Source organism: Rhodococcus sp. AG1013, from assembly GCF_003350365.1.
GTDB lineage: Bacteria > Actinomycetota > Actinomycetes > Mycobacteriales > Mycobacteriaceae > Prescottella.
Genome location: NZ_QQAT01000024.1, coordinates 16,078 through 41,936 on the forward strand (window position 1 = coordinate 16,078; position 25,859 = coordinate 41,936).

The following is a 25,859-nucleotide window of genomic DNA, read 5'->3' on the forward strand; positions in this document are numbered from 1 at the left end:
GAGCGCGCACGTACTCAGCTGAGGTGAAGGACGCGCGAGGCTTCGCGCGTGGCGTCGAGGACGAGCGGGGCGAAGTGCTCGAGCTTGCCCGAACGCGCGTCGCCGCACAGTGAGATCGCGGCCACCGGCCGGTCGCGGAGGTGGACCGCGGCGCCCACGCAGGCGACGCCGCGAACCGCCTCGCCGCGCTCGTAGGCCAGCCCCCGGCGATGGCGGATCCGCCCCAACTCCAGATGCAGCGCGGAGATGTCGGTGATCGTGCGGTCGGTGCAGCGGCTCAGCCGGTTCTCGTAGAGTCCGTCGATCCGCTCCGGGTCGAGCCACGCGAGCATCGATTTTCCACCGGCGGTCGAGTAGGCGGGGCCGCGGCCACCGACGCGGGTCGGCAGCGTCGCGGCGAGGCGCCCGCCGACCTTGTCGAGGTAGACGCTCTGGCTGCGGTCCAGCACCGCCAGGTGGACCACGAGTCCGGTCTGCAGGTGCAGTTCGTGCAGCAGTGGCGCCGCCGCGGCGCGGATCTCGGTCTGGCTGTCGTCGTCGGCGGACAGGGCCATCGCGCGGCCCCCCAGGCAGTAGCCCGACGTCAGGTGCTCGAGCCAGTCCAACTGGACGAGTTTGTCGAGGATCCGGTGCACCGTCGAGCGGGGAAGCCGCGTGCGCCGGGTGACCTCCTCGAGGGTCAGCCGCGACGTGCGGCTGTCGAACGACTCGAGGATCAGGGTTGTGCGCTCGATCATCGAGACCGGGGGTTCGCCGCGTAGTTCGCGGGAAGCCAGGGGGCTCCGCGACCCGCCGACCGTCATCGACACCTCCACGTCTCGCCTTGTCTGGTCAGCCGTTCGTTCGGACTGGCCGGATACATCATTGCCGAGAGGTGATCTGGCCGACGAGTCTGCCGCCCGGTTACGGCTATCCGTCGGCGAGCTCCCGCAGGATTCCGGCCAGTTCCTCGATGGCGGCGGAGGATTCCGCTGCGGGTCGTCGGAACAGTCCCACCGGCTCGGCGGTGCCCGGAGTCGGCTGCGGCAGCCGCACGAGAGTGCCGTCATCGAGGTCGGTCTGCGGCACCCGCTCGGGGGTGAACCACACCGCATTGCCGCGGCGGGCGAGGGTGCGGGCCACGGTGACGTCGAGGGTTTCGACGCAGCCGGCCGACAGGTGCAGGCCGTGCCGCTGCAGCAGCACCTCGGTGTGGTGACGCGGGACGGTACCCGCCGTCGCGACCACCAGGGGGTACTCGAGCACCGCGGGCATCGATGCCGGACCCGTGGACGCGGTGAGCGGGTGGTCGGGGCGGACGATCAACGCCAGCGATTCGGTGTAGAGCAGTTCGAAGGCGACATCCTGCAGCGCAACGGGTTCGGTCATGCGTCCGAGCGCGAGGTCGAGTTCCCCGGCGCGCACCGCGGCGAGCAGGACCGCGTTGGACCCGGTGGTGACCTGGACTCCCACGCCGGGATACCGCTCGTGCAGGCGGGAGATCGCGGCCGGCAGTAGCACGCTGGCGACCGTCGGTAGGGCGCCGACCCGGATCGGTGCGCTGGGGGCGCCCGCGCCGGCGAGGGCCGACGCCGCCGACTCCATCGCGTCGGTCACCTCCACCGCGTGCCGCAGGAACTGCTCGCCCGCGGGGGTGAGCCGGGCGCCGTGCCGACCCCGGTCGACCAGGCGCGTCCCGGCGAGTGCCTCGAGCTCGTTGAGGGTCTTGGTCACCGCCGGCTGGGTCAGGTGCAGTCGCTCGGCGGCCCGGCCGAGGTTGCGCTCCTGTGCCACCGCGACGAAGCACGTGAGGTGCCGCAGCCGGATCCGGTGCAGCAGTCGGGACGCGACGGGGGATTCGGGAGGCGGAACGAACCCGGCAGGCATAGCCGTAGGTTATGGAAATGAGCAGAAATGGTCAATTTACATGAGATGAACTCAGAAATAGCGTGGTCGGGAACCCGCTCGACAGGAGTATCACCATGACCATCGGCGAATTCGTCGAACGCGACGCGACGGTGCATCCGCCCGCGCTGACCCCGGGCTACAAGACCAGCGTGCTGCGCTCGCCGCGCAACGCGCTCATCTCGCCGCGGAACACGCTGTCCGAGATCACCGGTCCGGTGTTCGGCGCGCGCGAACTGGGGGAGAAGGACAACGACCTGATCCTCAACTTCGCAAAGGACGGGCTGCCGATCGGCGAGCGCCTGGTGGTCCACGGGTACGTGCGTGACGAGTTCGGCAATCCCGTCTCGGGCGCCCTGGTCGAGGTGTGGCAGGCCAACGCGGGCGGGCGCTACCGGCACAAGAACGACAAGTACCACCTCGCGCCGATCGACCCGAACTTCGGTGGCTGCGGTCGGATGATCACCGACAGCAACGGCTACTACGTCTTCCGCACCATCAAGCCGGGCCCGTACCCGTGGCCCAACAGCACCAACGCGTGGCGGCCCGCCCACATCCACATGTCGCTCAGCGCCGACGGCTGGGCCCAGCGGCTGATCACCCAGCTGTACTTCGAGGGCGACCCGCTGATCGAGCGCTGCCCCATCGCCAAGACGATCCCCACCGTCGAGCAGGTCCGCAGCCTCATCGCGCAGGAGGATCCGGCGAACCACATCCCGTTCGACGCCCGCACCTATCGCTTCGACGTCACCCTGCGCGGCCGGCGCGCCACCTTCTTCGAGAACACCCTCCCGGGAGCCCCGCGATGACCTTCGCCCTGCCCTCCGTCCCGCTGACCCCGCGCCCGATGGTCACCCGGTTCCCGGAGACGCCGTCGCAGACCGGCGGCCCGTACGTACACATCGGACTCGCGCCGCAGCAGGCCGGCTTCGAGATCTTCGAGAACAACTTCGGCAACGACCTGGTTGCGGACGACACCGTGGGCGAGCGGATCACGATCGAGGGCCGCGTGTTCGACGGCAGCGGCACCCTGGTGCGCGACGCGCTGCTCGAGATCTGGCAGGCCAACGCGTCGGGCAAGTACGCGCACCGCCTCGACCCGCAGGACAAGCAGCTCGACCCGACGTTCCGGGGCTGGGGGCGCACCGGCGCCGACTTCGACTCCGGCGTCTTCGAATTCCGCACGATCAAGCCCGGTCCGGTCGAGGCCGACGGCGGTCGCGTGCAGGCCCCGCACATCTGCGTCGTGGTGTTCGCCCGCGGTATCAACGTCGGACTGCACACCCGGATCTACTTCGACGACGAGGCCGCCGCGAACGCCGCCGACCCCGTTCTGGGCGGCATCGAGTGGGAGACCCGCCGCGAGACACTGATCGCGAAGCGTTCCGATCGGGTCGGAAAGGTGTTCTACACCTTCGATATCCGGCTGCAGGACACCCCCGACGGCGGCGCGGAGACGGTCTTCTTCGATATCTGATCAGGGGACGGCGACCGGCAGCACGGTGCCCTGCGCGACGGCGCACAGGCGGGTGCTGCCGTCGTCGGCCACCATCTCCAGCTCGCACCGGCACACCGCGCGGCGTCGTCCGGAGTGGATCACCCGCGCGGTGGCGCGCAGTGTCCTTCCCTGGGCGGGGCGCACGTACTCGATGGTCATGCCGCCGGTGAGGACGCCGGGCCCCAGCGCCGTGCCGGCGGCGTAGGTGAGGGTGTTGTCGGCGGCGTAGGCGAGCACCCCGCCGTGCAGGAAACCGTTCTGCTGCAGCAGGTCCGGTCGGGAATCGACCTCGAGAACGGCGCCGTCCGCGTCGAACGAGACCAGTCGGGCGCCGAGCAGGACGCTGAACGGCTGCGATGCGAGATGGGTGCGGGCGTCCTCGACGCTGAGCCGTGCCCCGCTACTCGACATGGAACCTCCTCGGCGATGTTCGACTGTCCGTCATCGACTATCGCACGTCAGCGACGGCGGTGCCGGTGACCAGTAGTCGAGCATCTCGGCGAACGTCTCGCACGCCGCGCCGGAGACGCCGTACGGCGCCTCGAGGTGCACGCCCAGCGGGAACCCCAGATCGTGGACCCCGTCGATCACGCGTCGGTAGAGATCCAGCAGCGCGTGTCGGCGCTGTTCCAGTGAACCGGCCGCAGTGTGGGCGACGAATTCCTGTTCCTGCCGGACCAGTTCGTTGCCCGTGTCGTGGATGAGCCAATCGATCAGCCGCACCTGCCGCTCCATGCCGGGCACGTATCCGAACGACAGCAGGATCTCCGGGCGGTGTGCGCTGCGCGCGGCGAACGTCTGCAGGAAGTCCACGATCCGGTCGGAGTACAGCAACTGGGTCAGCGCGAAGGTCGCGCCGCACTCGCATTTCTCGTCGAACCGGCCGACTTCGCCTCGGCGCGTGGGGATCATCACCACGCCGCGGTGGGGGATCAGGTCACGGAAGCGCATGAGCGCGTCCTGGGGCGTGATCCCCGGCGCGGCGGCGACCGGCATGCCGTGCGGCTTGCCGACGAAGGTGATGCCGTCCATGCCGGCGTCGCGCAACCGCCGCACGCGGTCGGTGAGTTGGCGTTCGTCCTGGAACACCGTGACCTGCGTGCACAGGCCCGCGACCGGGCCGAGCGCCGGACGGACCGCCGCCCAGAAGTCCAGCACGTCCATCCGCGGCGTCAGCGCGACGGGCCGATCCGCGTCCTCGGCGACGATGCCGGGCAGCATCACGTGGCTCACACGGCCGGTGAGCCCGTGGCGCCGACAGTGTTCGGCGGCCGCGCCGGTCTCCTGCCCGGCCCGGTCCGTGCCGCCGTCGAGTTCCGGTGGCACCAATTCCAGTGCCACCGTGTTCATTGCGCGCGTACGGCCGTGGCCAGCCAGGCCGGGGCGAGGAGACGGTCCTGGGCGTCGTAGCCGAGTCTGTCGGCGACGGCGGCCAGCGGCGCGTCGGCCTGCCCGGCCATGTCGCCGCGGGTCATCGCGGTGGTGTACGTGGTGCGTTCGAGCCGTCTTATCGCCCATCCCGCACCCGCGAGCGTGTCGCGGAGGTTGCCTTCGCTGATCCGGAAGGGGCCGGGGAACTCGTCCGGAACCAGGTCCGAGAAACACAGGAGATGCAGTCGCGCGCCCGGTCGGCAGGCGCGGTGCAGCGCCGCGACGTAGCGGTGGCGCGTGTCCTCGTCGAAGCAGTGGTACAGCGCGCTGTCGATCGCGGTGGTGAATCGGTCGGTGTAGCCGGTCAGGGTGAGGGCATCGGCGACGTCGAAGTGGACGGCCTTCTCGAGCCCGCGCAGTCGGGCGCGTTCGCGGGCGATGTCGATCGCGGCGGGCGCGGCGTCGAGCCCGCAGACCCGGTATCCGCGGTCTGCGAGGAATATCGTGTTTTCGCCCGGCCCGCAACCGATGTCGAGAACCTCGCTCGCGATCTGACCGTCGGCCTCGAGGTTGCGGATCACCGGCTGGGCCTCGCCGATGTCCCACGGCACCTTGTCGAGCTGGAACCCGGGGTGTTGTGCGGTCTCGGTGGGCTGCGGGTTCTGGTTGAGGGCGTCGAAGTCGCCGCGATACAGCGCATCGAAGTCGGCGGGACCCGGTGGGGTGGGTGGTTGGGGCGCATTCGCGTTCACTTGCTGTTCCTTCCCGACGAGGCGGATGTCGAATCCTGGGTGGAGGCCGGGGCGCGGGCTCGCACGGTGAGCATGTTGCACCGCTGCCGGGTGTAGATCCGTTCACAGCCGAGCTGCTCGAGCAGGATGGCCGGGCCATCCGGGGCGAACATGCGTGCGCCGCCGAAACGTTCGGCCAGGTCCGTCAGCGGGCGGGCGACCACCGCGGCGGGTCCGTCGGGTCGGCACGGGACCATCACCAGCAGCCATCCGCCCGGTTTCACGATCCGGATCATCTCGGTCAGGGCGTCGACCGGTTCGGGCACGAGCATGATCACCAATGTGGCGCAGGCCGCGTCGGCGCAGTCGTCGCGCAACGGGAGGTGTGTCGCGTTTCCGCGGAGAAGTCCGATGTTCGGACGGGGCCGCTGACCCGCTCGCGCCAACATCGGCGCCGACAGGTCCACCCCGACCGCCAGCCCGTGCGGGCCGACCGCGTCGGCCAAGGTGGTGGTGACGTTGCCGGGCCCACAACCGACGTCGACGACCGTCTGCCCCGGTCGCAACCGGAGTTGGGCGGCGACGGTCGAGAATCCGGGGGCCATCACGGCGGCGGTCACCCGTTGCATTCGTTGGTACATCGCCGCGCCGAGCGACGTCTGCCACGCGGCCTGCGCGCGCCCCGGTGGGGGAACGGTCTCACCGGGCAGCGTGTCGAAATACCCGTCCGCCGTCGGCACCCACGTCACACCCGGCCGCAGCAGCTTTTCCAGCCGCTGCGGGGTCGCGAGGGTCGAGATCTGTTCCGGCTCCGTCGATCGATCCACGTGGATCATCTCCCTGGATTGCACCTGCCGAGGCCCGCCGCTGCCTCGGTCACACGGGCGACAGGTCCACTCCCGATGGTACCGAGAACCCGGTGACTGTCGGGGTGGCCGACGGCGACGCCCCCGCCGACAGGTGTCGGCGGGGGCGTCGAATTCGAATGGGTGAGGCGCTACTTCTTCGCCGCGGGCGCGGGCAGCTCGAGTCCCCGCTCGGTGAGGACGGTGCGCAGGCGGTCGGGGTAGTCGGTGATGATGCCGTCGACGTCGAGGTCCATCAGGGCATGCATGGTCTCGGGGTCGTCGACGGTCCACGGGATGACCTTGATGTCACGTGCGTGGGCCGAGTCGACCATCTCCTTCGTCACGTACAGCGTGAAGTTCGGGTCGGACACCTTGCCGTTCTGCGGGGTGCCCTGCACCGGCGAGTACGCCGACGCGCCGAACGTGGAGATCGCCGCGATGGCGTCGCCGCCGAAGTCGTCGATGTCGAGCCCGCCCAGCCACGGCGAGGCGCCGTCCTTGCCGATCTGCAGGAAGTCGCCGTTGGTGAGCGCGACGAGCGGGACGGACGGCGCGAGCTGACGGGTGAGCATGAGCGATCCCCAGTCGAAGCTCTGGATCGTGACGCGGTCGAGCATCCCGGCGTCGCGGATGGTGTTCAGCACGGTGCCGACGAACAGCTCACGGGGCGCGGTCTCCGACGGCGCGCCGGCCTCCACCTTGGTCTCGATGTTCATCTTGACGTCGGGGGCGTTGTACGACTTCACCAGATCGAGCACCTCGGTGAGGGTCTGCATCTTCGCGCCCGGGACCGTCTGTTGACCGGGGTGGTCGGCGAGCCGCAGCGAGCCGCAGTCCATGGTCTTGATCTGCTCGAGAGTCAGGTCCTTGATGTACTTGCCGACGTAGGGGAACTCCGGATCGCCCGGGGTTGCCGGGGCGGTGTCCTGACACTTCTTGTTCGAGATCTTGCGGTCGTGGGTGACGACGGCGATGCCGTCCTCGGTGACCTGCGTGTCCAGTTCCAGTGTGCTGACACCCATTTCGAGCGCGTTGGAGAAGGCGGCGAGGCTGCTCTCGGTGTACAGGCCGAGGCCGCCGCGGTGCGCCTGGACATCGAAGGTGGGCTCGGCCGGGGCGCTGCTGCCCGCCGATCCGAACCAGTCGAGGCTGCCGGTGGCGGACGCGGTGGCCGGGGCGAGGGCCGCGAGTGGCAGCGCGGCGAAGGAGGTGACCGCAAGTGCGGAGATGGCCCGACGAAGATTCATGCCGCGAAAGCTATGCGGAGGCCGTGGCCGCCCGATGGTCGTCAGGTGAACGACGAGTATTGATTCGGTCTATTTCCGGAATCGGAGGCATGATGTCCGCCATGTTCAGTGACACCGAAAATGGCGATCTCGCAATAGAAGCCGGTGACATTCGCGTCGGGATCTCGCCACGGCGCGGCGGCGCGATCACCCGCCTCGTCATCGACGGGGCCGAACTGCTCGCGCAGGGCGACGGGTACGGGTGCTTCCCCATGGCGCCGTGGTGCGGGCGAATCGACAACGGCCAGTTGTCCGTCGGCTCGGTGACGCATCACTTCCCGCTCAATGCGGGCCCCCACGCCATCCACGGCACGGTACGGGACGGCGAATGGGACGTCGTCGACGCATCCGCCACACACGTGACGTTGCGGCAAGCGCTGGCCCCGCCGTGGCCGTTCGCGGGTCGGGTGACCCAGAGATTCCGCCTGACCGAGGACTTCCTCGACCTCTCCATGGAGGTGACCGCGGAATCGGATCCCTTTCCCGCACAGGTCGGGTGGCACCCGTGGTTCACACGCCACCTGCGCCGCGACACCGAGCCTGTTCGGATCGATTTCGCGCCCGACTGGCAAGAACTACGCGGCCCCGACTACCTTCCGTCGGGCGCGCGGATCGCCCCCAGGCCGGGACCGTGGGACGACTGCTTCGGGATGGTCGACGGCGTGCACGTGGTACTGACGTGGCCGAGTCTGCTCCGGTTGGAACTCGGTAGCCCCGAGCAGTGGGTAGTGGTCTACGACATGGAAGATGACGCCGTCTGCGTCGAGCCGCAATCGGGACCACCCAACGGGGTCAACACGATGCCGCAACTCGTGACGCCGGAATCTCCCCTCGTTGCCGACTGCCGATGGACGTGGACGCGGCTCTGAGCCGATGTGGAGTGCGGACAGGTGTGCCCCTATGCGTCCGGTCGGGTGTTGACCGCGATCAGGTCACGCATCCGTTGGAGCAGTGAGTCGCGCACCTCGGGTGGGGAGAGCACTTCGATGGTGGCCCCCAGGCCCAGGAGGTAGGTGACGAGCATATCGGTGTCGTTGCCGCCGATGACGACGATCGTGGAATCGGAGCCTCGAGCGGTATGCGTTCCGATCGTCGGTGGGACCACTGCCCGAGCACGCTCGATCGGTAGGGGGAGACGAATGGTCGCGTAGATCGGGTACACGACGCTGGAGATTCCTTCTGCCACAAATATTTCCGGATCCGGTGCGTCCAACGGCTCGGCCCGGCTGCCCGTGGTGCGGGTTTCGAGCACGCGATCCGCCCGGAAGCTGCGCCATGCCCCCTTCGACACGTCCTTGGCCACCAGGTACCAACGGCGGTTCCGTCGAACGAGGCGATATGCGTCCACCTCTCGAACGGAGTCCAACCCGCCGTGATTTCGGTAGGCCAGCACGAGCCGCTCGAATCGGCGGCATGCCGTCGCCAATCGCAGCAGGATGTCCGGATCGATCTGTGGCTCGCCGGCCTGTGCCGAATGCACGATCACGGTATCCATCGCACGCAGCCGGTCGGCCACACTCGCAGGCAGTACCCGGTGCAGTTTGAACAGCGCGGACAGCACGGCCTGATCACCGCCCAGCACGCCGGTGCCGGCCGCTTCGCGCAGCGCGACCGCCACCGCGAGCGCCTCGTCGTCATCGAGCACGAAGGGCGGAATCTGGCGACCGGATCCCAGCCGGTACCCGCCCCATGGTCCCGGATCCGATTCCACGACGTAGCCGAGTTCCCGCAACCGCGCGACGTCACGACGGATGGTCCGCGCATCGACATTCATCCGATTCGCCAACTCGGCGGAAGTCCATTGCACACGAGTGGACAGCAGGGCCAGCAGGTCGAGCAGCCGGGCAGAGGTACCGATCACAGCACCATCTTCCCGAACAACCAGGACAGTAACTGTCCTTATCGGCTTCTATGGTGGCGCTCATGACGCACAACGTGACATCACCACCGCAAATCCGCTTCCTGTCCGTCGATTTCGACTGTCCGGACCCCGCAGAACTGTCGGCCTTCTACAGCTCGATGCTCGGGCTTCCGGTCCTGTACTCGAGTGACGACTTCGTCCTGCTGGGCCGTGGCGGCGAGCCCGGTCTCGGCTTCATTCGTGTCGCCGACTACCGCAGGCCCACGTGGCCGGACCCGGCAGAAGGAAAACAGGCACACATCGAACTAGGCGTCGACGATCTCGATGCGGCACAGGCGTACGTGCTGTCGCTGGGGGCGGAGCTTCCCACGTTCCAGCCCGACACCGCCCACTGGAGGGTTCTGCTGGACCCGGCCGGGCACCCCTTCTGCCTCTCGCGCAACGGCTGAGCGGTCTACGGGTCGGCCGCCGTCGTCGGATCGTCAGCCCGACATCCCCGTCCGCCATGTCGGGTACTTCGGTTCCCAGCCCAGGCCGCGTGCCTTCGCGTTCGACGCGCCCCGACCGTGGCCGGGCCCCAGGCCCGTCGGCTCCTGCGCTCCCACCCAGCGGCAGAACGTCGGCACCCAGGTGTCCGGTCCGGCGGGCTCGTCGTCGACGATGTTGACGATCCCGGTGGGCCAGTCGAGGGCCGCGACGGTGGGGGCGACGGTGTCGGCGATGTGCAGGAAGCTCTCGATGCCGTTGCCGGCGAAGACGCCGTCGCGTGCGGCGCGGCCGAAGTCGCCGTCGGGGGAGTACCACGTGCCGGGGCCGTACAGCTTGCCGTAGCGCAGGACCACGTGGTTCGGGATCTCGGCGGACTCGTGCTCCATGGCGACCACGCCCTCGACGGTCCGGGCGTTCGGCCCGGTGGCCTCCATGAGCGGGGCGGTCTCGTCGGCGAGACCTTCCCCGTCGGCGTACAGCCACGCGATGGACTGCGTGATCAGTCGCTCGACGCCGTACCGGCGCATCGCGTCGACGAGGGTGCGAGTGCCGACGATGCGTAGTTCCGCGTTGGCCTCGAGGTCGGCGCCGGACAGGTCGGTGAGCTGATGGATCACCGCGTCCGGGCGGGCCTCGGCGATCGCGTGTTCGACGGAGGCCGCGTCGAAGGCGTCCAACCGGACGACGGTGGCGCCCGCGTCGCGCAGTTCGGGACGCGAGTCCGGCTTGCGCGAGGTGCCCACCACCTCGTGGCCCTGCGCGATCAGTTCCCGGGTGAGCGGCAGTCCGACGACGCCCCCGGCACCGGCGATGAGGATCCTCATGGACACGAGCCTAGGAAACTCGCGCCGTCGCCGCCGGTTTCGCGGCCGATTCGAGACCCGCGGTCACGCGCCGGCCAGAGCCGCCTGCACCCGGTCCGCCGCTTCCGCCGGATCCTCGTGCTCCCAGATCCGCACCACGGTCCACCCCGCCGCGGCGAGTCGGGCGTCGGTGTCGCGGTCGCGAACGACGTTGGCCGCCAATTTGTCCGCCCACCACTGCGCGTTGTTCTTGGGCGCGGTGGCGTGCTGCGGGCAGCTGTGCCAGAAACAGCCGTCGACGTAGACCGCGACGCGGCGGCGCGGGAACACCAGATCGGCGCGCCGGCGCAACCCGGTCAGGGGAGCGCGGTCGACGAAGAACCGGGCCCCGCGGCGGTGCAGCTCGCGTCGCAGCGCGACCTCCGGGACGGTGTCGCGGCGGCGCTGCGCCCGCATCCGGGCGCTGGTCAGGGGATCGGTCGAGGGCATCGACACCATCCTCGCACCGGAATCAGGCGGCTGCTTCCGGGTAGCCACCCATCCGGTCGAGGTGGCTCTCGATGTCGTCGAGGAAGCCGGGCACGAAGCGCAGGCTGCCGGTGCGCGCCCGCTTGAGGAACCCGGCGGTGGCCCGGGCCGACAGCAGCTGCGAGTGCTCGAGGAACCCGCTGAGATCCTCGTACGGGTCCTGGACCGGCCAGTGCGACTCGTGGACCCGGAACGCCTGCCGGTTGCGGCCCCACGCGGCGCTGGGCCACGCGTCGCCCGGCTTCAACGGTGTCTCGTGGTCGGGGCTGTAGGGGATGCGTTCGGTGAGGCGGCCGCCCGCCCACGCGGCCATCCGGACGCTCACGGCGTTGCCGACCAGCCGCCAGCGGTGCCCGTTGCGAACCCCCTTGGCCTCGACGGCCGGTGCGGTCCAGTCCGGGTCGAAGCCCTGCAGGCGTTCGGCGTCGATCAGGCCGGGGGTGACGATCTCCCCGGACGGCAACCGCACCGCGGGCGGTGACGCGATCCCGACGGTGGAGCCGCCCTTGAGGGTGGGCACCGCGTTGACCGCCCAGCCGAGACCGCGGATGCCCTCGGTCCAGTAGAAGCCGCACGGATGCAGTGACGGATCGCCCTCGTCGGGGGCGCCGGCGTCCTGGCCGAACAGCACCTCGCGGGGATCGTCGGTGCGCGACGCGAGCATCAGCACGCGCTGGCGACGCTGCGGCAGGCCGAACGCGCGGGCATCGACCACCCGGTACGCCCACGTGTAGCCGAGATCCTCGAGCGCGTCGGTGATGTGCCGCATCGCCGCGCCGCGGCTCAGCTGCAGCATGAACGGGACGTTCTCGATGAGCAGCCAGCGCGGGCCCTTCTTGCGCTTGACCAGGCGGAACACCTCGTCGACCAGCCCGGAACGGGATCCGGTGATGCCGGCGGTGCGGCCGGCCTGGGAGAGGTCCTGACACGGGAACCCGGCCGCGACCAGCTCGGTACGCTGCGGCAGCGAGCGCAGCCGGGTGACGTCACCGTGTAGTTCGACGCCTGCGAATCGGGTGCGCAGCACCTGCTGGGCGCCGGCGTCGATCTCGCACAGCAGTTCGGTTTCCCAGCCGTGGCTGCGGAGGCCCAACTCCACCCCGCCGATGCCGGCGAACAGCCCCACCATGTTCCCGGTCGACGTCACGGCACCCTTCCTCACGCACAAATACTGGGTGAACGTTACTCGAGAACTCCGACGACTTCGCGCACAGCGCCCGCCCGCCCGGGTGGGCGTCCCCTCGGGATGGGCGGGAACAAGTTATCTGACTAAAGTCAGGTAAATGAGCGACCTATCGAAGGACACCGCGGCGCTGCGTTCGTTCAACATGGGCATCACCGAGCAGTTGGGCGTGCTGCACGATCGCTACCTGGATCTGCCGCGCCCGTACTCGCAGGCCAGGATCCTGTGGGAGGTCGGCCACGACACCGTCCGCGTGCGCGATCTGCGGGCGCGATTCGACCTCGATTCCGGCTACGCGAGTCGTCTGCTCGGGGCCCTCGCCGACGCCGGGGTCCTGCGGATCGAGCCCGATCCGGACGACGGGCGCGGGCGTGTGGTCACGCTCACCACGGCCGGTCGCGCCGAGTGCGACGCCCTGGAGAAGGCGTCGCAGGATCGGGCGGAGCGGATCCTGGGCGCACTGCCGGACCGTCAGCGCGGCGAACTGCTCGGCGCGATGGGCACGGTCACGCGCCTGCTCGATGCCGCCGCCGTCGGCATCGCCGTGGCCGATCCGGACTCGGAGGCGGTCCGCTTGTGTTTCGGCCGCTACTTCGCGGAAGTCGACGAGCGCCTCGACGTCGGCTTCGATCCGTCGGCGAGCACGCCCGCCGACGGCGACGACCTGCGGCCGCCCAACGGGACCGTCCTGATCGCGGATCTGCGCGGCACCGCGGTCGGCTGCGGCGCCGTCAAGCTTCACGACGGGGTCGCGGAGATCAAACGCATGTGGGTGTCCCCGGACGCGCGCGGTCTCGGGATCGCCCGTCGTCTGCTCGACGCTCTCGAGGCCTACGCCGCCGACCACGGCGCACGGCTGGTCCGGCTCGACACCAACGCCGCGCTCAATGAGGCCGTTGCGCTGTACGAGCGGTCGGGCTATCGGCGCATCCCGGCGTACAACGACAACGCCTACGCCACCCACTGGTTCGAGAAGGACCTCATGTCCTGGTTCGAGAAGGACCTCATGTCCAGGTTCGAGAAGGACCGCGCGTCCGCGGCGGACTGATCGCCCACCGCGGACGCGCGGGTCGCGGTCACGACTCCGACGCCGCGGTGGCCCCCGACTTCTCCGACTTGTCCGGCAGCGAGCCCTCGCCCTTGCCGGGATGCACGACGCCGAGTTCGAGGCCGCCGTTCGCCGACACCCGGACGGTGTCGTCGGGTTCCAGCTCGCCCGACAGCAGCAGTCCGGCGAGCCGGTTGTCGAGCTCCTTCTGGATGGTGCGCCGCAGCGGCCGCGCCCCGAACTCCGGCTGGTAGCCCTTCTCGGCGAGCCAGTCGACGGCGTCCTCGGTGATGTCGAGCTCCACCTTCTGGGCGTGCAGCTGGCGGCGGGTGCTGTCGAGGATCAGCTCGATGATCTGCCGCAGCTCGGTCTGGTCGAGCCGGTGGAACACGATGGTCTCGTCGATCCGGTTGAGGAACTCGGGCCGGAAATGCGACCGCAGCCGCTCCATCAGCGTCGGCACCAGATCCTCGACGTCCTCGCCCTTCGCCCCGAGGATCAGGTCGGAGCCGATGTTGCTGGTGAGGATCACGATGGTGTTCTTGAAGTCGACCGTGCGGCCCTGCGCGTCGGTGACCCGGCCGTCGTCGAGGAGCTGCAACAGGACGTTGAACACGTCCGGGTGCGCCTTCTCGACCTCGTCGAACAGCACTACCGAGTACGGCTGTCGCCGGACCTTGTCGGTGAGCTGCCCGGCCTCCTCGTAGCCGACGTAACCGGGTGGGGCGCCGACGAGTCGCGAGACGGTGTGCTTCTCCTGGAACTCGCTCATGTCGAACCGGATCATCCGGTCCTCGTCGCCGAACACCGCCTCCGCCAACGCCTTCGCCGTCTCGGTCTTGCCGACGCCGGTGGGGCCGAGGAACATGAACGACCCGATCGGGCGGTTCGGATCCGACAGCCCGGCGCGGGAGCGGCGCACCGCCTCGGCCACCGCGGTGACCGCCTCGGCCTGCCCGATCACCCGCTCGTGCAGGACATCCTCGAGCTTCATCAGCCGCTCGCGTTCCTCGGCCGTGAGGTCCGCGACCGGAATGCCGGTCTGCCGCGAGACGACGTGCGCGATGTCGAGGACCGTGACGTCCGGCGTGCTCTCCTCCGCCGTCTCGCCCAGCCGCTCCTCGGCCTCGGTGATCTGTGCCTTGAGCGCGTTGGCCCGCTCGTAGTCCTCCTGGCCGACCGCGGAATCCTTCTCCCGCTTGAGCCGCGACAGCTCCTCTTCCGCGGCGCGGGTGTCGAAATCGGGTGTGCGGGTGCGCAGCCGGACGCGGGCACCCGCCTGGTCCACGAGGTCGATCGCCTTGTCCGGCATGAACCGGTCGGTGATGTACCGGTCGGAGAGCTCGGCCGCCGCGACGAGGGCCTCGTCGGTGTAGTGCACCTGGTGGTGCGCCTCGTAGCTGTCGACCAGGCCGCGCAGGATCTCGATGGTGTCGTCCACGGACGGTTCCGCGACCAACACCGGCTGGAAGCGGCGCTCGAGCGCGGCGTCCTTCTCGATGTGCTTGCGGTACTCGTCGATCGTGGTCGCACCGATCGCGTGGAGCTCGCCGCGCGCCAACGCCGGCTTGAGGAGGTTGCCGGCATCCATCGCGCCCTCGCCGCCGGCCCCGGCGCCGACGATCGTGTGCAGCTCGTCGATGAACAGGACCAGCTCGTCCGAGTGCGCCTTGACCTCGTCGAGGATCTTCGTCAGCCGCTCCTCGAACTCGCCGCGGTACTTCGTGCCCGCGACCAGCGAGCCGACGTCGAGCGCGACGACGCGCCGGTCCGTGAGCGTCGACGGCACGTCGCCGTTGACGATCCGCTGCGCCAGTCCCTCGACGATCGCGGTCTTGCCGACGCCCGGATCACCGATCAGCACCGGATTGTTCTTGCGCCGCCGGGACAGGATCTCGATGGTCTGCTCGACCTCGTTGGCGCGGCCCACCACCGGGTCGATGTTGCCGGCCCGGGCCTCGGCGGTGAGGTCGCGGCCGTACTCGTCGAGCGTCGGTGTCGAACTCGGCGGCGCCGACGCCTTCTCGCCCTCGATGGTGGCGCCCAGCAGCGCCTTGCCGGCGGGGCTCTCCGAGTTCGCGGCGATGCCGATCAGGATGTGCTCGGGGCCGATGTAGCTGCTGCCGGCCTCGCTGGCCTGCTGCTGCGCGGTCCGCAGTGCGAGCTTCGCGGCCGGACTGAGGCTCGGCGCGCCGGGTGTCGTCTTGGGGGTGCCGTGCTTGTCCAGATGGGCCGCCATCTTGGCGGCCAACTCGTCCGGATCCAGGTTGATGCTGCTGAGCACGCCGCGGGTCGGATCATTCTGCGCCGCCGCGTACAGCAGGTGTTCGGGGGTGATCTCGGTGTTGCCCCATTCGCTCGCCGCATCCCGCGCGACGGCGATCAGTCGCCGAGCGTCGTCATTGAGCAGCCGACCCAGATCGACGCGTTGGACCGGGGGCTGAGACGACAACCCCGATCCGAAGAACCTCGCGAAAATGTCGTCGAAGGGGCTGTCCATGCGTCCCCAGCCTTCGGTCATGTCCTATCCTCCAAATCTCTGATTACAGCTATCTGGTTCGGACTCGTCCTTACTTCCCGGTGGACCACCCTCAACCTTGCGACCACCGCGGGTGAAAGTAAAGAGTCCTCCGCCCCAGTTCGCGGCACGTGCCGCCGACACCTGCCGAAAGGGTTTGTGCCGCATGGTGACCGCGCCTGTTCCCACCCAACACCCGTCCAGTACCCGCAACCCGAGGCTGCTGCGTGACGCGCAGGCCGGCGCGCTGGTCGAGGCGTTCGTCGTCATCGGAATCCTGACGATCCTGGTGACCCGCGCGTACCTGTACGCGACCGGATTCCCTCAGATCGGTGGCGCGACGCTGCACATCGCGCACGCGCTGTGGGGCGGACTCGGGATGGTGGTCGCGCTGGTGGTCGTCTTCTCGTTCCTGGGCGCCCTGCCGCGGATGGTCGCGGTGGTGGCCGGCGGTATCGGCTTCGGTCTGTTCCTGGACGAGGTCGGCAAATTCGTTACGCAGACAAACGATTACTTCTTCCAGCCCGCGGTCGCGATCATGTACGTGGTCGTCGTGGCGCTGCTGCTGGTCAACCGGTGGATTCACGACGCCCGGCAGCAGACCACCGCCGAAGACCTCGTCAACGCCGCCAGCACCGCCGCGGACGGGCTGGTCCGCGGCCTCACGCCGCACCGCCAGGCCCAGGCTCGCCGGCAGTTGCGCCGGGCCGCGGCGTCCGGTGTCGACCCCGCGGCGATCGCGAGCGTCGAGGACCTGCTGTCCCGGTGTGCGCCGCGCCGGACCGGACGCCTCGACACCGTCGCCACGTGGCTCGGCGAGCGCCTGTCGCGGGTGTTCGACGGCACCCGCGCGCTGTGGATCGCCGCGATCGCGCTCGCCCTGTTCTCCACCGCCGGACTGGTCAACGCCGTCGTCACGCTCTCCGAGGACCTCGAGGGCGGCACCGGTACCGACATCACCACGATCGGCCAGATGTGCGGCTCGACCGTCGCGTTCGTGCTGTGTTGGGTCGCGATCGCCCGACTGCGGGGCGGTCGTATCTGGCCGGTCCGGATGCTGCGGGTCGCGGCGCTGGTGACGATCCTGCTGACGGAGGTCTTCAACTTCGTCGCCGAGGAGTTCGGGGCGCTCATCAACGTCGCGGTCGGGTTGAGTGCCCTCGTGGTCTTCTCGCGGCGCATCGCCGTGCTCGAGCGCGCCGAGGGGCGCGGCGAATTGTCCGAATGACGACCCGCGCGAACCAATCCCACCCACGGTCCACGCCTGGACGGCGTTCGTCGCCTACCGTAGACACCGTGAGCAACCCCGTCCCCGGTGCATCCCGGTCGTCCGCGAGCGCCCCGTCGCCTTGGCCTGCCGTTCTGACGTGGCGCGCCCACGCCGCGCCGCGGATGGAATCGGTGCGGGTGCAGTTGAGCGGAAGTCGGATCAAGGCCACCGGCCGCATCATCGGCGGCGAGTGCGCCGAGCATCCCGCGTTCAGCGCGTCCTACGACCTCGTCACCGACGAGAACGGTGTCACCCGGCGGCTGTCGCTGCGCACCGCGCTCGCGACGGGGGAGCGGCAGATGTCGATCAGCCGCGACGAGGAGGGCGTCTGGATGGTCGAGACCGGCACCACCCACCTGCGCTCCGGCTTCGCCGGCGCGAAGGACGTCGACGTCGTGCTCAGTCCGTTCTTCAACACCCTGCCGATCCGACGGTTCGGCCTGCAGCACGAGTCCGAGGACCTCCAGGTCCCCGTCGTCTACGTCAACCTGCCCGACCTCGCCGTGCAGGAGGCGTCCCTCACCTACAGCAGCGGCGCCGACGGCATCCACGTCCTCTCGCCGGTGTCGAGCTCGTCGATCACCGTCGATGAGGACGGCTTCGTCCTCGACTACCAGGGCCTGGCCGAGCGGATCTGAGCGGCCGGCCACCGGGGAACGGTCGACAGACCGCCCCTGCGAAAGTGATTGCTGCCGTGTTCGATCCGCCGACTTTCGGAGATCTCCACGTCCGCCCGCGACTACCGGATACCCCTACCCCGTAGCTGTCACGTTACTGTCGACGGCATGGCTTGCAACCGGTTCGCGAAGACAGTCACGGCCCTCGTCTGCGCTCTGGCGGGGGTAGCGCTCCTCGCCGGATGTGCCACCACCGAACGCAACGAACCGTCCACGACCGCGGCCGAAGAACTGCTCGCGGAACACGACCTCGACGGACTCGACGCCCGCGAGGTGATCGCTCGACTCGACACCATGCCGGTCGCCGATCGCCCCGCCGATCTGCTCGCCTCGGTCAAGCCCCGCACGGTCGAACTCTCCGACGGCAGCGGTGCCACGGCGTCCCTGGCGCTACCCGACGAGCAGTTCTACGTCTCGATCGCGCCCTACGCCGACCGGACTCACGAGTGCTTCTTCCACAGCCTCACCACCTGTCTCGGTGAGATGCCGAACGAGGACATCCGGGTCGAGGTCACCGACCGCGCAAGCGGCGCCGTGCTCGTCGACGAGACGGTCCGCACCAACGACAACGGGTTCCTGGGGCTCTGGCTGCCGCGAGCCGTCGACGCGACCATCACACTCGAAACCGGCGGCCGCACGACCACCTCGGCGATCTCCACGCACGACGACGACCCGACCTGCGTGACGACGCTGCAGCTCACCTGAGCCGCTGGCGCGGGGTCAGCTGCTCACCGCCAGTGCGCAGGCGAGGGCCGCGGATTCGGCCGGATGCGAGCCGTGCCCGCCCGCGGTGGTGGGCAGGCCGATCAGCTGGATGCCGACCGGCGCGCCGTCGTCGATCGTGACCGGCGCCGAGATCGCCGGGATGCCGAGCGCGTTGAACGGACTGCACATGCGCAGCAACGGGGTTCGGGCCACGGCGGGATCGGTCGAGAGCGCCTGTTCCTGGGTGACGGCACGCAGGGGAGTGGTGGCGGTGATCAGGGCATCCAGGCCCAGGTCGCCGCGCAGCCGTGAGAGCGCCTGGCGGCGAAGCCGTTCCACGGTCCGCAGCGCGTGCAGGTACTCGACGGCGGGGCGATCCTTCTGCGCCGCCAGCAGCGCGGCCGTCGGCGACTGGTAGCGCTCGGGGGCGGATTCGAACCAGGCCCGGTGCGTCTCGTACGCCTCGGAGCCGGTGACGATCGGGTAGGCGTCCAGGAACTGCTGCGTCTCGGGCAGTTCCACGTCCACCACCTCGGCGCCCGCGTCCACCAGGGACCGGCACGCGGCATCGACGGCCGCCTCGATGGCCGCGTCCGCGACGTCCCAGTTCTCCCCGCGCAGGCGCCCGACCCGCAGCCCCGCGACCGGGGTGCGGACGTGCGCGATACCGGGGATCGCGCCCCACGCGAGCGAGACGTCGAGGACGTCGGCGGCCAGCAGGCCCACGTGGTCGAACGTGGTCGACAGCGGGAACACACCGCCGGTCGGCAGCGCACCGAAGCTGGGCTTGAAGCCGACGACGCCGCACAGGGCGGCGGGAGTGCGTGCGCTGCAACCGGTGTCGGTGCCCAGCGCGAGCGGGACGACGCCCTTCGCGACCAGTGCCGCCGACCCGGACGACGACCCCCCGGTGATGAGCCCCGGATCGTGCGGGTGCGCCGCCGGGCCGGACGCGTTGACGGCACCCGTCGGACCGTAGGCGAACTCGTGCAGGTGCGTCTTGGCGACGACGATCGCGCCCGCCTCCCGCAGGCGCGTCACGATGCGGGCGTCGGACGCGGCGGGCGGGGCGTCGGCGAGGACGGCGCTGCCGCAGCGGGTCGGCATCCCGGCGACGTCGATGTTGTCCTTCACCGCGACCGTCACGCCGTGCAGCGGGCCGATCCAGTCGCCGGCGGCGATCGCGGCATCCGCGCGGGCGGCGGCGGCCAGGGCCGCCTCGTCGTCGCGCGCGGCCACCAGGTTCTCCCACGGCGTGCCCAGCAGGTCGTCGAGCGCGTCGAGCGTGGCCCGCACGTGCTCGGTGGCCGTCATCTCGTTCTTGGCGAGCAACTGGGCGACGTCTCGCAGCGTGGGCGTGCTCACGGCTTCAGCACCCCGCCACGGCGTCCGGCGTCGCGCATCCGTTCGAGCCAGTTCGCGGAGCCGGGTTCGATGTCGGTGATGGTCCAGCGCTCCCGCTGCTCGTAACGCAGCCGGGCGTCGTGCCCGGACTCCACCAACTCGGCGAGCGTGCCCCGCGCGGCGAGTTCGGTGCGCGCCCGGTGCAGGACGTCGAGGGTCTCGTCCACGGCGGTGAGCAGCGCGTCGCGGTTGCCCTCGCACATCGCGCGCACCAGCCCGGGCGCGCTGCCGGCGACGCGGGTCCCGTCCCGAAACGATCCGGCCGCCAGGCCCAGCGCCAGGTCGCCGCCGGCCGCGCCGGACAGCGCGAGCGCCTCGGCCAGGACGTGCGGCAGGTGCGAGATGCGGGCGACGGCGGCGTCGTGCTCGACGGACTCCGCCGGCACCACCACCGAGCCGCAGTCCAGCGCCAGCCGCGCCACCTGCGACCAGATCTGCGGGTCGACGCCGTCGTCGGCGCTGACCACCCACACCGCGTCGCGGAACAGGTCCGCGTCCCCGGCGTCCCACCCGGACTGCGACGTCCCCGCCATCGGATGACCGCCGACGAACCGGTCCTGCAGGCCGTGCCGGGCGACCGCAGCGACCACCTCGGCCTTGACGCTGACGACGTCGGTGATCGGGCAGCCGGGCGCGTGCTCGGCGATCGCGACGAGGGTCCCGTCGACGGCCGGCATCGGCACCGCAACCACGATCAGCGCGCCGGACCGCTCGGCGCGGCGCAGCACCGCGACCAGATCGGTGTCGGCGTCGAAGCCGTCCGCCCGGGCGGCGTCCACCGCCCCGGCCGACCGGTTCCAGCCCCAGCCGTCACGGCCCGCCGCCACCGCCGCGCGGAGCAGGGATCCGCCGATCAGACCCAGACCGAGAACACAGACTTCAGGTGCGGAAACGTCGTCAGCCACCCGAACAGGTTGGCACATTTGCCGCTGGACTTCTTATAGCGGCACCGCGCGGGCTACCGTTGCGCGCATGGGTGCACAGCGCGCGAACAACAACAGCGCCTCCGCGGGTTCGATCGAGGACTTGGACGGCTTCGGTATGGCTGTCGTCCGCGAGGAAGGCCGCTGGAAGTGCACGCCGCTGACCGGCGGTGCACTGACGAGTTTGCGGACCGCCGAGAAGGAACTGCTCGAGCTGCGTAGCTCCGGCGCCGTGTTCGGTCTGCTCGACGTCGACGAGGAGTTCTTCGTCATCGTCCGTCCCGCCCCGACCGGCACCCGCCTGCTGATCTCCGACGCCACGGCCGCCATCGACTACGACATCGCCGCGGACGTCCTCGAGTCGCTCAACATCGAGATCCCCGACATCGACCCCGACGAGCTCGACGACGTCGAACCGTGGGAGGAGGGCGACCTCGGTGTGCTCGCCGACCTGGGTCTGCCGGACGCCGTGCTCGGGGTGATCCTCGCCGAGCACGATCTGTACCCGGACGAGCAGCTCGCGATGGTCGCGCAGCGCTGCGGCTTCGAGACGGAGCTGTCGGCGGAGCTCGACAAGCTCTCGTCACGCTGACCGCGGGCAGCCCGGCGTGAGCCTCCAGGACGACGAGCGGATGATCCGTGTCGCCCTCGACGCGGCCGCCGCCGCATCGGACGCGGACGTGCCGGTGGGCGCCGTGGTGTTCGACGCGGACGGTGTGGAACTGGCGCGGGCGGCGAACGCCCGCGAGGCCGCCGGTGACCCCACCGCGCACGCCGAGATCCTCGCGCTGCGCGCCGCGGCCAAGGTGCACGGCGACGGCTGGCGGCTCGAGGGCGCGACCCTCGCGGTGACGCTGGAGCCGTGCACGATGTGCGCCGGCGCGCTGGTCCTCGCCCGCGTCAAACGGGTGGTGTTCGGCGCGTGGGAACCCAAGACCGGCGCGGTCGGTTCGCTGTGGGACGTGGTCCGTGACCGTCGCCTCACCCACCGTCCGGAGGTGCGCGCCGGCGTCCTCGAGGACGAGTGCGCGGGCCTGCTCGAAAGTTTCTTTCAGGACCAGCGCTGACGGTTCTACCTGCAGCGATGTGGGTGATTGCCGCCCACATGGGCGGAGTTTCTCGGCAGAGTTCCGCAGATCGTGGTCTGGTGGAGGCAGGTGCTCGTGTGGCACCGGGACCGCAAGGTTCACGCAGATTCACGGAGGAGTGCTCATGGGAATCGCAGACAAGGCTCAGAACAAAGCGCAGGACCTCGGGGGCAAGGCCAAGGAGACCGCCGGCAAGGCGACCGGCGACGAGGACCTCAAGAACGAGGGCAAGGGCGACCAGGTCGAATCCGCCGTCAAGGACGCCGCGGAGAAGGTCAAGGACGCCGCCTCCACCGCCAAGGACAAACTGACTGGAAAGTGACGCTGACCTGCCGATTTCAGGCTGAGCGTCGGCTCCGGTACAGTTCTCGGCGGTGGCGTGTCCGAGCGGCCGAAGGTGCAGCACTCGAAATGCTGTGTGCGGTAACCCCGCACCGAGGGTTCAAATCCCTCCGCCACCGCCGAGAAAGTCCCTCACCCCTTCGGGGTGGGGGACTTTTCTGTTGTTCGCTGTGGTCGAAATCTGTCCGCCGAGAACGAAATCGGGGGACGCGGTCTCCATTGCCTACCTACCGTCGCGGTATGCCTCGCCCCGATCTTCAGCAGCTGACGCCTGCGCTGCATCGCCTCCGCATCCCCACCGGCCCAGCACACCTGTTGAACTGCTACCTCTGGCTCGGCGCCGACGGTGTGACGCTCATCGACACGGGCTGGCCCGACAGCGCCGATCTGATCGCCGACGCGCTGTCGGTGCTCGGCCGGCAGCGCACCGACATGACGCGGATCGTGCTCACGCATTTCCACGAAGATCACACCGGTTCGGCCGCCGAGATCGCGCGGTGGGCGGACGTCGAGGTCATCGCGGGTGCCGCTGACGCGCCGTTCGTGGCGGGTGCACAGCGCGGTCCTCTTCCCCGTCTGACGGATCGCGAGAAGACCATCCACGCCGAGTTCGACGAGCCGTCCCACGGACCTGCCTGCCGCGTGGACCGTGAGGTCCGCGACGGCGACGTCCTGGACTTCGCGGGCGGGACGCGAGTCATCGGCGTTCCCGGGCACACCCCCGGGAGCATCGCCCTGTACCTGCCCGACGCCGATGCCGTCCTCACGGGGGACGCGGTGGCCGAGTTCGACGGCGAGGTGATCCTCGGCGTCTTCGACGTCGACAGGGATGCTGCGAGCCGTTCTCTCGCGCAGATCGCGGCGACGCGCGCGCGGATCGCGGGATTCGGTCACGGCGAGGCCGTCCTCGAGGAGGCGCATGCGCGAATCGGCACCGCCACAGACCCGTTCGCGCCGTCCGCGGACGCACGCTGAGATCAACGGCGACTGCACGGTGTGTCAGCATGGTGCGCTGCCGCTGCGGCAGTCGCAAGACGATGACGAACGGTGGGGACGCGCGCGATGCTTGAAGTGGTCAAGGGTTCGAAGACCGACCTGGCCGAGGATCGGTACACGGTCCGCTTGACCACGGCAGGGCAGCCGGGGATGGTCGACATCGCCGCGGTGCTGCTCGCCGACGACGGCAAGGTGCGTTCCGACGACGACTTCGTCTTCTTCAACAACCCGACGGCGCCGGGTGTCGCGCTCACCGCGGACGACAGCGTCTCGGTCGACCTGACCACGGTGCCGGCGGACATCCATCGGGTCCTGCTCACCGCCAGCACGGAAGCCCAGGGCATCGACTTCGGTGCGGTCACGGGTCTGGCGGTCGAGGTGCACGGTACGTCCCAGCGGCTCCGCTTCACGCCGTCGAGTCTGTCCACGGAGACGGTGCTGCAGGTCGTCGCGCTATACCGGCGGGGAACCGGTTGGCGGATGGACGCGATCGGGCAGGGCTACAGCCAGGGCCTGGCGGCGCTGGCCGGTGAGCACGGCATCGACGTCGACGATCCCGGGACGCCGGCCGACGCCACCTCGGCGCCTGCGTCGCCGTCCGCGCCGCCCACTCCGGAGATCGCGGCGCCCGCCGCGGCCGCGGCACCACCGATCTCCTTCGAGAAGGTGAAGGTGGCGCTCACCAAGGAGTCGCCCGATCGGACCGCGCGGATCGACCTGAGGAAGGGGCAGGGGGATCCGAACTGGGTCCTGACCGTCGGCCTCGAATGGGACGGGCGCGGCGCCACCTACGACCGCAACGGCAAAGTGAAGAAGTACGGCACCGGGGACCTCGACGTGTACTTCTTCTGCCGCAACGAGGACACCGACGAGTACGTCGTCATCAGCGGCGACAAGGGGCACCGGGGGAGCCTCGAGCACTGGCCGTTCATCCACCACTACGGGGACAGCCAGGGCCCGGGCAAGGGCAAGAAGCCGGCCGTCGAGCAGGTGCGGGTGCTGCCCAACGAGAACGGCGACCTGCTGGTCAACATCTATCAGAGCGTCGACAACGGGGCGGGCGCCCTGGACACCTTCGGTAATCCGCGCGTGGCGATCCGCTATGGTCGCGCCGGCAAGGACGGGCTGCCCGGCCCGGATGCCGACGAGATCCTCGTCTACGTGGGCAACAGCAAGAACTCGTTCTGGGCGACGGTCGCGCACATCGACGTGCAGGACGGGGTGCTCACTGTCGACGGCGAGACGCGCTACAGCCGCATCGGCAGCGAACGGATGCCCGGCCTGGACTCGAAGGGCAAGTGGGTGCGCAAGCCGTCCGGTGGTCCCACCGGGCGCAGCAAGAAGCGCAACGGCGGTCTCGGGCTGGACAAGTACAGCGGGAGGTGCCCGGCCTGATCCGGACGGTCGCGCCGGGTCGTCCGGGGCCGCGATCGTCGAATCCCCGACCCTCGGATGGGGATTCGGAGCGCGGCTCGTGTTTGATCGAGGTCGACGAGAGCAACTGAGGGAGGACGTTCGATGGCGGATACGAAGCAGGCCCGGCTCGATCTCGCGGCGGCCCGGCGCGCCGCGGACGCGGCGATCGATGCCGCGCGGCGGGACGGCAACCGGGTCAGCGTGACCGTCGTCGACGCGCGGGGACACGATCTGCTGGTGGTGCGCGACGACGGCGCCGCATGGTTCACCCCCGGGGTGGCACGCGCGAAGGCCGCGACCTCGGCGCTGATCGGCATACCCACGACCGCCTACTCCGGGCTGGCCGACGCCCATCCCGCGCTGGTCGACCTGATCGATGCGCAGACCCAGCAGCCGCTGACGACGCTGCCCGGAGGCCTGCCCGTGAGCGTCGACGGGGAGGTCGTCGGCGGGATCGGCGTGAGCGGCGCGCAGCCGGAGCAGGACGTCGAATACGCGCAGGCAGGTGTCGCCGCGCGCTGACCGGCGCCCGGCGGGCACCGCGAAGGTGTCACCGTCACGGTCGACGCCGTGACGACCCTGATCCGCATCGGGTTGTGTGGGGGTTGTCCCGTAGGCTCCCGATGCAGCTTGGTTGACGAACCTCGGGAGTAACACGTGGCACAGAAGGTAATTGTCGAGCTCATCGATGATCTTGATGGTGAGCCCATCGACTTCGGTGGCGAGACCATCAGTTTCGCTGTCAACGGCGTCGAGTACACCATCGACCTCAACGACAAGAACGCCACCGAGTTCCACCGCAAGCTGGACTACTACATCCGCCATTCCACCAAGGTCGGCGGACGCCAGACGACCCGCGCCGCGAAGCCGACGACAGATGGGGCCAGCACCCAGGAGATCCGGGAGTGGGCCGCCCGCAACGGTTATGTGGTGTCGACCCGCGGCCGGATCTCGGGTGACATCGTCAAGGCGTACGCGGCCGCCCACTAG

29 protein-coding genes and 1 tRNA gene are annotated in these 25,859 nt (G+C 69.8%); 16 read left to right on the forward strand and 14 right to left on the reverse strand.

The window, feature by feature from the left end:
• Window positions 1–14: 14 nt before the first annotated feature.
• Entirely contained in the window at window positions 15–803 is a 789-nt protein-coding gene (locus tag DEU38_RS23520) for an IclR family transcriptional regulator (protein WP_397484751.1), read from the reverse strand.
• Between the two features lie 106 nt (window positions 804–909).
• On the reverse strand, window positions 910–1,866 hold the full coding sequence (locus DEU38_RS23525; protein ID WP_114723803.1) for a LysR substrate-binding domain-containing protein: 957 nt from the start codon (window positions 1,864–1,866) through the stop codon (window positions 910–912).
• Window positions 1,867–1,961: 95 nt separating this feature from the next.
• Between DEU38_RS23525 and pcaH the strand changes: the two genes are divergently transcribed.
• Both pcaH and pcaG read left to right on the forward strand, forming a co-directional pair.
• A complete protein-coding gene (gene pcaH / locus DEU38_RS23530) occupies window positions 1,962–2,693 on the forward strand; it encodes a protocatechuate 3,4-dioxygenase subunit beta (RefSeq protein ID WP_114723804.1) in 732 nt (243 codons plus the stop codon).
• Window positions 2,690–3,361 (forward strand): protocatechuate 3,4-dioxygenase subunit alpha, encoded by a 672-nt coding sequence (gene pcaG / locus DEU38_RS23535; RefSeq protein ID WP_258558126.1) that lies wholly within the window; start codon window positions 2,690–2,692, stop codon window positions 3,359–3,361. The genes pcaH and pcaG overlap by 4 nt, the downstream gene beginning before the upstream one ends.
• Here pcaG and DEU38_RS23540 read toward each other — a convergent pair whose 3' ends face one another.
• The 5 genes from DEU38_RS23540 to DEU38_RS23560 form a co-directional block, all read right to left on the reverse strand.
• Complete coding sequence (locus DEU38_RS23540) at window positions 3,362–3,793, reverse strand: PaaI family thioesterase (protein ID WP_114723805.1); 432 nt, start codon at window positions 3,791–3,793, stop codon at window positions 3,362–3,364.
• Window positions 3,794–3,823: 30 nt separating this feature from the next.
• On the reverse strand, window positions 3,824–4,732 hold the full coding sequence (locus DEU38_RS23545; RefSeq protein WP_114723806.1) for a mycobacterial-type methylenetetrahydrofolate reductase: 909 nt from the start codon (window positions 4,730–4,732) through the stop codon (window positions 3,824–3,826).
• Entirely contained in the window at window positions 4,729–5,505 is a 777-nt protein-coding gene (locus tag DEU38_RS23550) for a class I SAM-dependent methyltransferase (RefSeq protein ID WP_114723807.1), read from the reverse strand. Before DEU38_RS23550 ends, DEU38_RS23545 begins: the two co-directional genes overlap by 4 nt.
• Window positions 5,502–6,311, reverse strand: coding sequence for a class I SAM-dependent methyltransferase (locus DEU38_RS23555; RefSeq protein WP_174907588.1), 810 nt, complete (start codon window positions 6,309–6,311; stop codon window positions 5,502–5,504). The genes DEU38_RS23550 and DEU38_RS23555 overlap by 4 nt, the downstream gene beginning before the upstream one ends.
• Window positions 6,312–6,481: 170 nt before the next feature.
• The gene (locus DEU38_RS23560) at window positions 6,482–7,579 is read right to left on the reverse strand and encodes a glycerophosphodiester phosphodiesterase family protein (protein ID WP_114723809.1); all 1,098 of its coding nucleotides are present in this window, start codon (window positions 7,577–7,579) and stop codon (window positions 6,482–6,484) included.
• A 101-nt stretch (window positions 7,580–7,680) separates the two neighbouring features.
• Here DEU38_RS23560 and DEU38_RS23565 point away from each other — a divergent pair, with 101 nt between their 5' ends.
• On the forward strand, window positions 7,681–8,487 hold the full coding sequence (locus DEU38_RS23565; protein ID WP_114723871.1) for an aldose 1-epimerase: 807 nt from the start codon (window positions 7,681–7,683) through the stop codon (window positions 8,485–8,487).
• 29 nt (window positions 8,488–8,516) lie between these two features.
• Here DEU38_RS23565 and DEU38_RS23570 read toward each other — a convergent pair whose 3' ends face one another.
• The gene (locus tag DEU38_RS23570; protein WP_114723810.1) at window positions 8,517–9,479 is read right to left on the reverse strand and encodes a YafY family protein; all 963 of its coding nucleotides are present in this window, start codon (window positions 9,477–9,479) and stop codon (window positions 8,517–8,519) included.
• A gap of 62 nt (window positions 9,480–9,541) precedes the next feature.
• Between DEU38_RS23570 and DEU38_RS23575 the strand changes: the two genes are divergently transcribed.
• Window positions 9,542–9,928, forward strand: a complete 387-nt coding sequence (locus DEU38_RS23575) for a VOC family protein (protein ID WP_114723872.1) — start codon at window positions 9,542–9,544, stop codon at window positions 9,926–9,928.
• 33 nt (window positions 9,929–9,961) lie between these two features.
• Here the strand turns inward: DEU38_RS23575 and DEU38_RS23580 are convergent, their stop codons facing one another.
• The 3 genes from DEU38_RS23580 to dcm form a co-directional block, all read right to left on the reverse strand.
• Window positions 9,962–10,792 carry an NAD(P)-dependent oxidoreductase gene (locus DEU38_RS23580; RefSeq protein ID WP_114723811.1) on the reverse strand — a complete coding sequence of 277 codons (831 nt, stop codon included), beginning with the start codon at window positions 10,790–10,792 and terminating at the stop codon, window positions 9,962–9,964.
• Between the two features lie 63 nt (window positions 10,793–10,855).
• On the reverse strand, window positions 10,856–11,260 hold the full coding sequence (locus DEU38_RS23585) for a very short patch repair endonuclease (RefSeq protein ID WP_114723873.1): 405 nt from the start codon (window positions 11,258–11,260) through the stop codon (window positions 10,856–10,858).
• Between the two features lie 22 nt (window positions 11,261–11,282).
• Window positions 11,283–12,446: a DNA cytosine methyltransferase gene (dcm, locus tag DEU38_RS23590; protein WP_114723874.1), complete on the reverse strand. Its 1,164-nt coding sequence runs from the start codon at window positions 12,444–12,446 to the stop codon at window positions 11,283–11,285.
• Between the two features lie 136 nt (window positions 12,447–12,582).
• Between dcm and DEU38_RS23595 the strand changes: the two genes are divergently transcribed.
• Window positions 12,583–13,530 carry a helix-turn-helix domain-containing GNAT family N-acetyltransferase gene (locus DEU38_RS23595; protein WP_114723812.1) on the forward strand — a complete coding sequence of 316 codons (948 nt, stop codon included), beginning with the start codon at window positions 12,583–12,585 and terminating at the stop codon, window positions 13,528–13,530.
• 28 nt (window positions 13,531–13,558) lie between these two features.
• On the opposite strand, the gene DEU38_RS23600 is transcribed toward DEU38_RS23595, so the two are convergent.
• A complete protein-coding gene (locus tag DEU38_RS23600) occupies window positions 13,559–16,051 on the reverse strand; it encodes an ATP-dependent Clp protease ATP-binding subunit (protein WP_114723813.1) in 2,493 nt (830 codons plus the stop codon).
• 163 nt (window positions 16,052–16,214) lie between these two features.
• On the opposite strand from DEU38_RS23600, the gene DEU38_RS23605 reads away from it, so the two are divergent.
• The 3 genes from DEU38_RS23605 (at window position 16,215) to DEU38_RS23615 (ending at window position 18,700) form a co-directional block, all read left to right on the forward strand.
• On the forward strand, window positions 16,215–17,276 hold the full coding sequence (locus DEU38_RS23605) for a hypothetical protein (protein WP_114723814.1): 1,062 nt from the start codon (window positions 16,215–16,217) through the stop codon (window positions 17,274–17,276).
• A 68-nt stretch (window positions 17,277–17,344) separates the two neighbouring features.
• On the forward strand, window positions 17,345–17,956 hold the full coding sequence (locus DEU38_RS23610; RefSeq protein ID WP_114723815.1) for a putative glycolipid-binding domain-containing protein: 612 nt from the start codon (window positions 17,345–17,347) through the stop codon (window positions 17,954–17,956).
• Between the two features lie 147 nt (window positions 17,957–18,103).
• A complete protein-coding gene (locus tag DEU38_RS23615) occupies window positions 18,104–18,700 on the forward strand; it encodes a CueP family metal-binding protein (protein ID WP_114723816.1) in 597 nt (198 codons plus the stop codon).
• Between the two features lie 15 nt (window positions 18,701–18,715).
• On the opposite strand, the gene DEU38_RS23620 is transcribed toward DEU38_RS23615, so the two are convergent.
• Together DEU38_RS23620 and DEU38_RS23625 are read right to left on the reverse strand one after the other, a co-directional pair.
• Window positions 18,716–20,065 carry an amidase gene (locus DEU38_RS23620; protein WP_181818920.1) on the reverse strand — a complete coding sequence of 450 codons (1,350 nt, stop codon included), beginning with the start codon at window positions 20,063–20,065 and terminating at the stop codon, window positions 18,716–18,718.
• Window positions 20,062–21,027 carry a prephenate dehydrogenase gene (locus DEU38_RS23625; RefSeq protein ID WP_114723817.1) on the reverse strand — a complete coding sequence of 322 codons (966 nt, stop codon included), beginning with the start codon at window positions 21,025–21,027 and terminating at the stop codon, window positions 20,062–20,064. Before DEU38_RS23625 ends, DEU38_RS23620 begins: the two co-directional genes overlap by 4 nt.
• A 49-nt stretch (window positions 21,028–21,076) precedes the next feature.
• Between DEU38_RS23625 and DEU38_RS23630 the strand changes: the two genes are divergently transcribed.
• From DEU38_RS23630 to DEU38_RS23665, 8 genes are all read left to right on the forward strand, one after another.
• Window positions 21,077–21,619 (forward strand): tRNA adenosine deaminase-associated protein, encoded by a 543-nt coding sequence (locus DEU38_RS23630; RefSeq protein ID WP_114723818.1) that lies wholly within the window; start codon window positions 21,077–21,079, stop codon window positions 21,617–21,619.
• A 16-nt stretch (window positions 21,620–21,635) separates the two neighbouring features.
• Entirely contained in the window at window positions 21,636–22,094 is a 459-nt protein-coding gene (locus tag DEU38_RS23635) for a nucleoside deaminase (RefSeq protein ID WP_114723819.1), read from the forward strand.
• A gap of 145 nt (window positions 22,095–22,239) precedes the next feature.
• Window positions 22,240–22,437 (forward strand): CsbD family protein, encoded by a 198-nt coding sequence (locus DEU38_RS23640; RefSeq protein WP_114723820.1) that lies wholly within the window; start codon window positions 22,240–22,242, stop codon window positions 22,435–22,437.
• A 51-nt stretch (window positions 22,438–22,488) separates the two neighbouring features.
• Window positions 22,489–22,576, forward strand: a tRNA-Ser gene (locus tag DEU38_RS23645).
• Window positions 22,577–22,697: 121 nt separating this feature from the next.
• Window positions 22,698–23,432: an MBL fold metallo-hydrolase gene (locus DEU38_RS23650; protein ID WP_114723821.1), complete on the forward strand. Its 735-nt coding sequence runs from the start codon at window positions 22,698–22,700 to the stop codon at window positions 23,430–23,432.
• An 87-nt stretch (window positions 23,433–23,519) separates the two neighbouring features.
• Window positions 23,520–24,848, forward strand: a complete 1,329-nt coding sequence (locus tag DEU38_RS23655; protein ID WP_114723822.1) for a TerD family protein — start codon at window positions 23,520–23,522, stop codon at window positions 24,846–24,848.
• Between the two features lie 123 nt (window positions 24,849–24,971).
• Window positions 24,972–25,391, forward strand: coding sequence for a heme-binding protein (locus DEU38_RS23660; RefSeq protein ID WP_114723823.1), 420 nt, complete (start codon window positions 24,972–24,974; stop codon window positions 25,389–25,391).
• A gap of 135 nt (window positions 25,392–25,526) precedes the next feature.
• Window positions 25,527–25,859 (forward strand): Lsr2 family protein, encoded by a 333-nt coding sequence (locus tag DEU38_RS23665; RefSeq protein WP_114723824.1) that lies wholly within the window; start codon window positions 25,527–25,529, stop codon window positions 25,857–25,859.

What these genes read in the sequence shown, in the direction of transcription:
- DEU38_RS23630 (WP_114723818.1), top strand. Translation starts at nt 21,077, where the DNA reads ATGGGTGCACAGCGCGCGAACAACAACAGCGCCTCCGCGGGTTCGATC.
- DEU38_RS23560 (WP_114723809.1), bottom strand. Translation starts at nt 7,579, where the DNA reads ATGAATCTTCGTCGGGCCATCTCCGCACTTGCGGTCACCTCCTTCGCC.
- DEU38_RS23580 (WP_114723811.1), bottom strand. Translation starts at nt 10,792, where the DNA reads ATGAGGATCCTCATCGCCGGTGCCGGGGGCGTCGTCGGACTGCCGCTC.
- DEU38_RS23660 (WP_114723823.1), top strand. Translation starts at nt 24,972, where the DNA reads ATGGCGGATACGAAGCAGGCCCGGCTCGATCTCGCGGCGGCCCGGCGC.
- DEU38_RS23585 (WP_114723873.1), bottom strand. Translation starts at nt 11,260, where the DNA reads ATGCCCTCGACCGATCCCCTGACCAGCGCCCGGATGCGGGCGCAGCGC.
- DEU38_RS23640 (WP_114723820.1), top strand. Translation starts at nt 22,240, where the DNA reads ATGGGAATCGCAGACAAGGCTCAGAACAAAGCGCAGGACCTCGGGGGC.
- DEU38_RS23600 (WP_114723813.1), bottom strand. Translation starts at nt 16,051, where the DNA reads ATGACCGAAGGCTGGGGACGCATGGACAGCCCCTTCGACGACATTTTC.
- DEU38_RS23595 (WP_114723812.1), top strand. Translation starts at nt 12,583, where the DNA reads ATGAGCGACCTATCGAAGGACACCGCGGCGCTGCGTTCGTTCAACATG.
- DEU38_RS23545 (WP_114723806.1), bottom strand. Translation starts at nt 4,732, where the DNA reads ATGAACACGGTGGCACTGGAATTGGTGCCACCGGAACTCGACGGCGGC.
- DEU38_RS23655 (WP_114723822.1), top strand. Translation starts at nt 23,520, where the DNA reads ATGCTTGAAGTGGTCAAGGGTTCGAAGACCGACCTGGCCGAGGATCGG.
- DEU38_RS23650 (WP_114723821.1), top strand. Translation starts at nt 22,698, where the DNA reads ATGCCTCGCCCCGATCTTCAGCAGCTGACGCCTGCGCTGCATCGCCTC.
- pcaG (WP_258558126.1), top strand. Translation starts at nt 2,690, where the DNA reads ATGACCTTCGCCCTGCCCTCCGTCCCGCTGACCCCGCGCCCGATGGTC.
- DEU38_RS23625 (WP_114723817.1), bottom strand. Translation starts at nt 21,027, where the DNA reads ATGTGCCAACCTGTTCGGGTGGCTGACGACGTTTCCGCACCTGAAGTC.
- DEU38_RS23575 (WP_114723872.1), top strand. Translation starts at nt 9,542, where the DNA reads ATGACGCACAACGTGACATCACCACCGCAAATCCGCTTCCTGTCCGTC.
- DEU38_RS23605 (WP_114723814.1), top strand. Translation starts at nt 16,215, where the DNA reads ATGGTGACCGCGCCTGTTCCCACCCAACACCCGTCCAGTACCCGCAAC.
- DEU38_RS23520 (WP_397484751.1), bottom strand. Translation starts at nt 803, where the DNA reads ATGACGGTCGGCGGGTCGCGGAGCCCCCTGGCTTCCCGCGAACTACGC.
- DEU38_RS23615 (WP_114723816.1), top strand. Translation starts at nt 18,104, where the DNA reads ATGGCTTGCAACCGGTTCGCGAAGACAGTCACGGCCCTCGTCTGCGCT.
- DEU38_RS23565 (WP_114723871.1), top strand. Translation starts at nt 7,681, where the DNA reads ATGTTCAGTGACACCGAAAATGGCGATCTCGCAATAGAAGCCGGTGAC.
- DEU38_RS23540 (WP_114723805.1), bottom strand. Translation starts at nt 3,793, where the DNA reads ATGTCGAGTAGCGGGGCACGGCTCAGCGTCGAGGACGCCCGCACCCAT.
- DEU38_RS23525 (WP_114723803.1), bottom strand. Translation starts at nt 1,866, where the DNA reads ATGCCTGCCGGGTTCGTTCCGCCTCCCGAATCCCCCGTCGCGTCCCGA.
- pcaH (WP_114723804.1), top strand. Translation starts at nt 1,962, where the DNA reads ATGACCATCGGCGAATTCGTCGAACGCGACGCGACGGTGCATCCGCCC.